12 protein-coding genes are annotated in these 7,260 nt (G+C 64.6%); 1 reads left to right on the forward strand and 11 read right to left on the reverse strand.

What is annotated here, in order from left to right; genetic code table 11:
* The 9 genes from ACRCSW_RS18250 to ACRCSW_RS18290 form a co-directional block, all read right to left on the reverse strand.
* Nucleotides 1-239 (reverse strand): FAD-binding protein (locus ACRCSW_RS18250; RefSeq protein ID WP_438707073.1); only part of this gene is annotated, 239 nt, incomplete at its 3' end.
* A gap of 10 nt (nucleotides 240-249) precedes the next feature.
* Complete coding sequence (sdhD, locus tag ACRCSW_RS18255) at nucleotides 250-621, reverse strand: succinate dehydrogenase, hydrophobic membrane anchor protein (protein ID WP_438707074.1); 372 nt, start codon at nucleotides 619-621, stop codon at nucleotides 250-252.
* 7 nt (nucleotides 622-628) lie between these two features.
* A complete protein-coding gene (sdhC, locus tag ACRCSW_RS18260) occupies nucleotides 629-1,024 on the reverse strand; it encodes a succinate dehydrogenase, cytochrome b556 subunit (RefSeq protein WP_438707075.1) in 396 nt (131 codons plus the stop codon).
* Nucleotides 1,025-1,219: 195 nt separating this feature from the next.
* Nucleotides 1,220-1,864 carry a hypothetical protein gene (locus ACRCSW_RS18265; RefSeq protein ID WP_438707076.1) on the reverse strand — a complete coding sequence of 215 codons (645 nt, stop codon included), beginning with the start codon at nucleotides 1,862-1,864 and terminating at the stop codon, nucleotides 1,220-1,222.
* A 253-nt stretch (nucleotides 1,865-2,117) separates the two neighbouring features.
* A complete protein-coding gene (locus ACRCSW_RS18270; protein ID WP_438707077.1) occupies nucleotides 2,118-2,528 on the reverse strand; it encodes a hypothetical protein in 411 nt (136 codons plus the stop codon).
* 72 nt (nucleotides 2,529-2,600) lie between these two features.
* Nucleotides 2,601-3,623, reverse strand: coding sequence for a MaoC family dehydratase (locus ACRCSW_RS18275; protein WP_438707078.1), 1,023 nt, complete (start codon nucleotides 3,621-3,623; stop codon nucleotides 2,601-2,603).
* 13 nt (nucleotides 3,624-3,636) lie between these two features.
* Nucleotides 3,637-3,840, reverse strand: coding sequence for a DUF1737 domain-containing protein (locus ACRCSW_RS18280; RefSeq protein WP_438707079.1), 204 nt, complete (start codon nucleotides 3,838-3,840; stop codon nucleotides 3,637-3,639).
* Nucleotides 3,841-3,917: 77 nt separating this feature from the next.
* Nucleotides 3,918-4,463 (reverse strand): NnrU family protein, encoded by a 546-nt coding sequence (locus tag ACRCSW_RS18285; RefSeq protein WP_438707080.1) that lies wholly within the window; start codon nucleotides 4,461-4,463, stop codon nucleotides 3,918-3,920.
* A 38-nt stretch (nucleotides 4,464-4,501) separates the two neighbouring features.
* Nucleotides 4,502-5,347 carry an HpcH/HpaI aldolase/citrate lyase family protein gene (locus ACRCSW_RS18290; RefSeq protein ID WP_438707081.1) on the reverse strand — a complete coding sequence of 282 codons (846 nt, stop codon included), beginning with the start codon at nucleotides 5,345-5,347 and terminating at the stop codon, nucleotides 4,502-4,504.
* Between the two features lie 212 nt (nucleotides 5,348-5,559).
* Between ACRCSW_RS18290 and ACRCSW_RS18295 the strand changes: the two genes are divergently transcribed.
* Nucleotides 5,560-5,871, forward strand: a complete 312-nt coding sequence (locus ACRCSW_RS18295; protein ID WP_438707082.1) for a hypothetical protein — start codon at nucleotides 5,560-5,562, stop codon at nucleotides 5,869-5,871.
* On the opposite strand, the gene ACRCSW_RS18300 is transcribed toward ACRCSW_RS18295, so the two are convergent.
* Both ACRCSW_RS18300 and ACRCSW_RS18305 read right to left on the reverse strand, forming a co-directional pair.
* Nucleotides 5,804-6,088, reverse strand: coding sequence for an Ada metal-binding domain-containing protein (locus ACRCSW_RS18300; protein ID WP_438707083.1), 285 nt, complete (start codon nucleotides 6,086-6,088; stop codon nucleotides 5,804-5,806). The genes ACRCSW_RS18295 and ACRCSW_RS18300 overlap by 68 nt on opposite strands.
* 215 nt (nucleotides 6,089-6,303) lie before the next feature.
* Entirely contained in the window at nucleotides 6,304-7,053 is a 750-nt protein-coding gene (locus ACRCSW_RS18305; RefSeq protein WP_438707084.1) for an SDR family oxidoreductase, read from the reverse strand.
* Between the last annotated feature and the right edge of the window lie 207 nt (nucleotides 7,054-7,260).

Below are 7,260 nucleotides of genomic sequence, written 5' to 3' on the forward strand. Positions count from 1 at the left end.
TCCGATCCCTTTACAGTATCGTACATATGCCACTGCCAGTGGTCCGGCCCCATGTTGCCAAGCGAAGCCGCAATCCCCCCCTGCGCCGCCACCGTATGCGACCGCGTCGGGAAGACCTTGGTCACGCAGGCCGTCCGCAGCCCCTGCTCGGCCATGCCCAGCGTGGCCCGCAGGCCCGCGCCCCCGGCTCCCACGACAACCACGTCGTAATCATGCGTCTCATACGGATAGGCAGTCATGATCTGTCCTTCAAAGCGCGATGCGGGCAAGCGCGAACAGGCCCGTCGCGATGATCATCCAGGAAAGCGAGATGGCCGCGATGATCAGCGCCTTCCGCGTGGTGCCCCGAGCATAGTCCTCGATCATCGTCGTTGCCCCCATCGCGAAATGTCGCATGCCGATGACCAGGACCAGCGCCGTCAGGATCGCCGGGAAGGGGCGGGCAAAGGTCTCCAGCACCGCCTCGCGCGGCTGGCCCAGGGTCGACCCGAAGACGTAAAGCCATGCAGGCACCAGAAAGGCCAGGCCCACGGCCGAGACGGTCATCGCCCAGTGGTGTTCGGCCCCGGCGTGGGCGGAACCCTTGCCCTCGGCGCGCTTGCGGGGGGTCAGATAACGCATGTCATCCTCACTGAACCAAAAGAATTGTGATCACAGTCAGCACGACCGAGCCGATGATACAGGCCCAGCCCAGCTTTTCCGCCGTCGGGATATCAAGCCCCCGGCCTGCGTCGTAGTACAGGTGCCGCAGACCGCTCAGGTAGTGATACCAGACCGCCCAGAGCGACCCTGTAAAGACCAGATCGCCAAACCAGCTCGTGGCCACAGCATTCGCCACCGCAAAGCGCTCCTCCGAGATTGCCGCCGCCAGCAGCCACCAAACCGCCAGAATGACCCCCGCAACCAATGCATGACCGGTGATCCGCGTCAGGATCGAGGTCAGCATCGGCACTTGCCAGCGGTATATCTGCAGATGCGGAGACAGGGGGCGGTTTACGGGCGCAGCCCGCTTTGCGTCTGCCATGGTCGGTCCTCACGTCTGGCGGCGCGGCTCGGCCAGCGCCAGGCTGTCGTTCAAGACCTTCAATAGCGTGGATTTCGCCCGTGTCACGCGAGGAATGCCGCAACTGCAACATGTTGTCGCTATCAGCAGCAAGAAATCCGGTTTTGTGATCACAAATTTTGAACCCGTGATCACACCTCCTTCAAGCCAGCCCGGTCACCCGCCAAGGATGGTCGTATCCCAGGTCAGGCTCAGCCCAAGGTAGCTGTCTTCATACTCCGACCCGTCGTAATAGCGCAGGTCGACGGCGGTCTCCTCGCCCAACGAATAGGTCGCACCCAGATCCCATTCGGTTTCCGAACCCGCGCCGTCCACTTCGTAGACGCCATAGTTGGCAGACACCTCCAACACATCGGTCGCGGCAAAGGCTGCACCCAGGTACGCGCTGCCAAGCTCGTTGTCGATGTCGTAGTAAAGGTCGAGCGTCGTCGAAAACTGCTCGCCAACTGGCACACCAAGACTTACATAGGCTTCCGTGTAGTTGCTGGCCGAGTCATTCACGTAGTTGTAGCGGTAAAGCCCGAAGTCATAACTCAGACCGCCAGCCGTTTCGTTCCGATAGCCCAGGTAGACATCCGCCCGGTTCTCGATCCTCTCGTCCGAGACCTTTCCTTCCAGACCCGCATAGAAGCCGTTGATTTCGGCTTCAAGGTAGCCCCTCAGATAGCTGTCCGTGCCAGTATCAGGCCCATCCTCGTCATGCGTGAACTCAAGTTCCGCCCCGCCGTAGAGGATCAAGTCCTGCGCGGTCGCGCTGCCTGTCATCAGCGCCAAAGCCGCAAGTGCCGTGTGCAGTTTCATGGCGTCCCTCCGCTGTTATGCCCAAAGCATGCCACAGACTTCCACTGACTGGATAGTCAAAAGATGGAAGCGCCCAGCGGTTTCTGCAACGAAATCACATGCGACGACGCGCGCGCTTAGAATTTGACCACCAGAGCTTGTCGACTTCACCGCGGTAGCAACGCCCAGTAGTCAAGGCCTGGCAATGCCGCTTGCTCCCGCTCCGGCTGTCCTTCGGCTCGACGGCCCTGGGTGCCGCCGCCGCCCTCCCGCGTCAGCGCAGAAGCATCATTACCTTGTCGAGGTCTGTATGCACGATAAAGGACATGATCCGCACCCCGTCATCCCGCGGAATTGCCATCCAGTAGCCGTAGAGCGGTCCGGGCTTGCCATTGAAGACCACGACATGTTGCACCATTCCGCCCACATCGACCCGCTGGACAATCGTCGCGCAGCCGTCGAAACCCTCCACGAAAATCTCGGCCACGGGCTTCATGTCACCTGTGATCTTGATACCAATCACTTCCTCGACCGCCGCGCTGAAGCCGTCAAAGTCCTTGTTCAGCAAGAGCTGGTTCATCGCTTCGATCTCTGGAACGGCGATGCCCTCATCGGGCGCGCAGCCCTCGGCATGGGCAGCGACGGGGCCAAGGGCCAGAAGGCCCAGCGTCACAATAGCTTTCATTGTGCAATCCTCCGGTTGGCAGCACTGACAAGGGCCGCATTTGCCCCATCCGTCGCGGGGCGGAGGCCCACATTAGGTCGGCACCAAAGCCCAGTAGTCAAGGTCCAGAAGCACCTCCGGCAGATACTTCCCATCCGCCCCGCGCAATGCCCCGGCCTCGCCGCGCGTCGCGACCAGCCGCAGGCGCAGCGCTCCTACCCCAGGGGCCGCCACCTCGGCGCGGTCCAGCACCTCGGTCCAGGCCCTTACCGTGTCGCCCGCGAAACAGGGGTTGGCATGCGCACCCCCGTTCAAGGCCACGATGAACTGCGCATTCGCCAGCCCGTTGAACGACAGCGCGCGCGCGAGGCTGATGACATGCCCGCCATAGATCAGCCGCCTCCCATCCTCGCGCTGCCCGACATCGAAATGCACTTTCGACGTGTTCTGCCACAGCCGCGTGGCCAGCATGTGCTCGGCCTCTTCCACCGTGACGGCGTCGACATGGTCGATGATCTCACCAGGGCGGTAGTCGCCCCAGCGATGCCGCTCACCTGCCAAAGCGAAATCATAGCGGCTGAAGTCCAGCCCCTCCGGCACCACCAGCGTTTCCGGCGCCACCACGGGGGCAAGCTCCGGCACATGAACCGGCACGTCCACCTCGCGCCGCCGCTTCCGCACCATCACCCAGCGCACGTACTCCACCACCACCTCGCCGCGCTGATCAAGGCCCCTCGTCCGCACCCAGACCAACCCGGTCGCCCCGGACGAGGTCTCCTTCAGCCCGATCACCTCCGACACCGCACGCAGCGTGTCCCCCGGCCACACCGGCTTCAGCCAGCGCCCTTCGGCGTAGCCCAGGTTCGCCACCGCATTCAGGCTGATGTCCGGCACCGTCTTGCCAAAGACCATATGGAAGGCGATCAGGTCGTCCAAGGGTGAGGCCGCCAGCCCCACCGACCGCGCGAACTCGTCCGAGGAATGCACCGCCCCCCGCGCCGGATAAAGCGCGTGATAAAGCGCCCGCTCCCCTGCGCCGACAGTGCGCGGCACCGCATGGGCGATCACCTCGCCCAGCCGATAGTCCTCGAAGAACCGGCCCGGCCCCGTCTTCATCGAATGCACTTCTTCATTGCTCGGCCAGCTTCACATCAGGCGAGTACTCCCCCGCCACCTCTTTCACCACCGCCTGCCCGCAGCGCATGACCCCATTGCCCGCGTCAAAGGCATAGGTCGGGGACCCGTGCAGCTCCCACCCCTTGTTCAGCGCCGCCGTCACCTTGTGACAGAACTCCGCCGTGTCATCCGCACTCAGAAACCGATAGAGCTTCACGCCCCGAACTCCCCAGCTTTCATCTTTGCAAAAGTATCCCACGGGGGTCCGGGGGTGTGAAACCCCCGGCTCCGACCTCAGCCAAAGGGCCAGACGCCCAGCCAGTTGTGCACCCAACCCATCGCGCCCGTCACCACCACGGCCCCGACAACCGCCCCGATCTCCTTGCCGACCGGAGCGGGCTCGGGCAGCGGCCCCCGCGGCTCGGCCCGGTTGATCAGGATCACCTCGACCACCGCCCAAGCCAGAAGCCCGCCAAACAGGATGACCGAGGCCAGATCGCCGTTCACCAGAAGATGCGCCACCGCCCAGGTCTTGATCGCCGTCAGCTGCGGATGCCGGATCGGGCGCGTGATCCGCGTCTTCATCCCGCTTGCCGCATAAAGATAGACCGCGAAGACCATCAAGAGGTTGTTCAGATGGGTCAGGAACGCCGGTGGATACCAAAGGTCGATATGCTCGACCCCCCGGTAGCCGATCACCATAAGGACAACGCCTCCGATCACACCGACCGCCACCAGACCCTTGCCGGGGTCGCCAAGCCGGGCCCGCGGGCCGGGAGCCAGCCGCTTGAACAGATGCGCCGCCCACCACAGCGCCAGTCCCACTACGATCCAGATCATCGCTGCCTCCACCGCCGGTCATGGGCGTCACCCTGCCCTCAATCGGCCAGCGCCGCAATCGCCTCGGCCTTCGTGATCAGCGCTTCCGCGGTCGCAACGTGCAGGTTCTCCACGATCCGGCCGTCCACCACCGCCACGCCTTCGCCCCGCGCCCGCGCCTCAGCAAAGGCCTCGATCTGCCGGCGGGCCAGCGCCACATCTTCCGCACTCGGCGCGAAGACCTCGTTGGCGATGGCCAATTGCGCCGGGTGAACCAGCGTCTTGCCGTCAAACCCCATGTCCCGGCCCTGCTCGCATTCCGCCCTCAGACCCGCCTCGTCCTTGAACGCGTTGAAGACCCCGTCCACGATCACCCGGCCCTCGGCCCTGGCCGCCAGCACGCAGGCCCCAAGCGCCGCGATCAGTGGCAACCGGTCGCTCCGGTACCGGGCCCCCAGCTCCTTCGCCAGATCATTCGTCCCCATCACCATGCCCTCAAGCCGCGGATGCGCCGCAATGCCCCCCGCGTTCAGGCACCCCTTCGCCGTCTCCATCATCGCCCAGATCGGACGCGACACCCGTGCTGCAACTGCATCCAGATCGGCCGGGCCGTTCACCTTCGGCACCAGCACCGCATCCGCGCCCGGATGGTCGGCGAAGGCCGCGAGATCCCCTGCGCCCCACTCCGTCTCCAGCCCGTTCACCCGCACGATCCGCGCCTTGGCGCCAAAGTCGTCCCGCCTCAGAACCTGCCCCAGAAGCTCCCGCGCCCGCAGCTTTTCTTCCGGCGCGACGGCGTCCTCCAGATCGAAGATCACCGCATCCACAGCCAGCTCCCGCGCCTTCTCCAGCGCCCGCTCGCGGGACGAAGGGATGTACAGGACTGACCGGTAGGGACGAACCACGACTCACCTCTGCGCAACATTCTTGCGCTTGAAAGCACGGATTCGTCACAAACGGCAAGCCCGAAAATGCCGCGCCGCAGCGTAACCCCGACCAAAGACCAAACCCTGCCCTGCTCTCGCCAAGGGCCAGCCTTCCCTCCGCCCGCGCCATTAACCAATCTGCAGGCAAGCTCCGGCAGCCTTTGCGCATCACCCGGCAGAAAGGCCTTCCCATGAACCAGACGATGTTTGCCCTCTCGCTCGGCCTCGGCGGCATGATCGCCGCTGCCGATGTCGCCTTAGGCAATACCCAGTGCGACGCCCGCGACCGCGTCGTGGCACTTCTCGCCGAGCGCTACGGCGAAACCCGCCGCAGTGTCGGCATCGCAGGCGAAAACGCGGTGATGGAGCTTTACGCGGCCGACGAGACCGGCACCTGGACCATCGCAATCACCCTTCCCGACGGTCAGATGTGCCTTATGGCGTCAGGCTCGGGCTATGAAGCAGTGACGGAACAGCTTCCCGCGAAAGGGACGAAGGTCTGACCTCTTCGGGCCTGCACCGCTTGCAGGCCCGGAACCCGGCCGCCTCGCACTCGGCAGTCGTTGCAAGGAACGTCACATTCCGACGCAGCGGCGTCCGGGCCGGGCAGCCAAACCGGCAATAGATCGCGGTCGTCTTGACGCAGACAAAGGCCAGCCCGGCGAACCGATCGTCGCGCGCGACAAGGGCTGCATAAAGCGTTTCAGCGTCAGGCAACATCAGCACATCCTCCCGTCTATCGCGATGCCCTCCGCCACAGGCGTCCCCTCTCCCCCGGGGGGAGAGGGCCAGGGTGAGGGGCCGCCCTCCATCATTGCACAAGCGGCCCCGCAAAGCACCCCGCCCCGACCCGAATCCGCAACTTCCGGGTCAAGGCAAGTTGTGCCGCGCCGCAAAGCAAGGCTGTCTGTGGCCCAGCTTGGGTCGGAGCGGCTTCAGGCGACGTTCTGACCGCCGTCGATGATCAGGTTGCTGCCCGTCACATAGCCCGACCTGCGGTCCGACAGGAACAGAACCGCCCCGGCGATCTCGTCGGGTTGGGCCACACGACCCGCCGGCAGCGCCGCCTTGACGCCTTCCAGCATCGCGGCCTGCGCTTCGGGTGGCATCCCGAACTTGCCCAAGATCGGGGTCTCCGTCATCCCGGGTGAGACCATGTTCACCCGGATGCCGCGCGGCGCCAGCTCGACCGCAAGCGTTTTGCCCAAAGACAGCACGGCCGCCTTGGTCGCCGAGTAGACACCAACGCCCGCGACGGTCTTCGTCGCGACGGACGACGCGTTCAGCACGACCGAAGCGCCCTCGGCCAGATGCGGCAGAACCGCCCGCACCGTGTTCAGAACCCCGGAAATGTTGGTCGCCAGCATCCGCTCGACCACATCCGTCGGCGTGTCGCCCGCAGGCCCGCCCAGCGCAATCCCGGCATTCGCGAACACCACGTCGATCGTCCCGAATGCCGCGACGGCCTTGGCCACCGCCGCTTCCATCGCTTCGGCGCTGGTCACGTCCGCCGTGACCGCCAACGCCTGGTTGCCAAGCTTCCGCCCGGCCTCGGCCACCCGGCCCGCATCCTGCCCGGTCACCACCACGCGGGCGCCTTCGGCAATCAGCGCCTGTGCCGTCGCGAAGCCGATCCCTGTCGTTCCGCCGGTGACAAAAGCGGTCCTTTCCGCAAAACGGGTCATGCTGTACCTCCATTTCTGATGTGTGGTATTATGTACCGCTTGGTATTAAATACCGATCGGTATAGAACGGTCAAGAGGCGAAGATGGACGGCACCGAAAAATCCCGTGGAAGGCCGCGCGGCTTTGATCCCGATCAGGTCTTGAACCAAGCCCAGGACGTGTTCTGGCGTCAGGGCTATGACGGGACATCCTACACCGACCTGATGG

Source organism: Tabrizicola sp. (assembly GCF_051645465.1).
Classification (GTDB): domain Bacteria; phylum Pseudomonadota; class Alphaproteobacteria; order Rhodobacterales; family Rhodobacteraceae; genus Tabrizicola.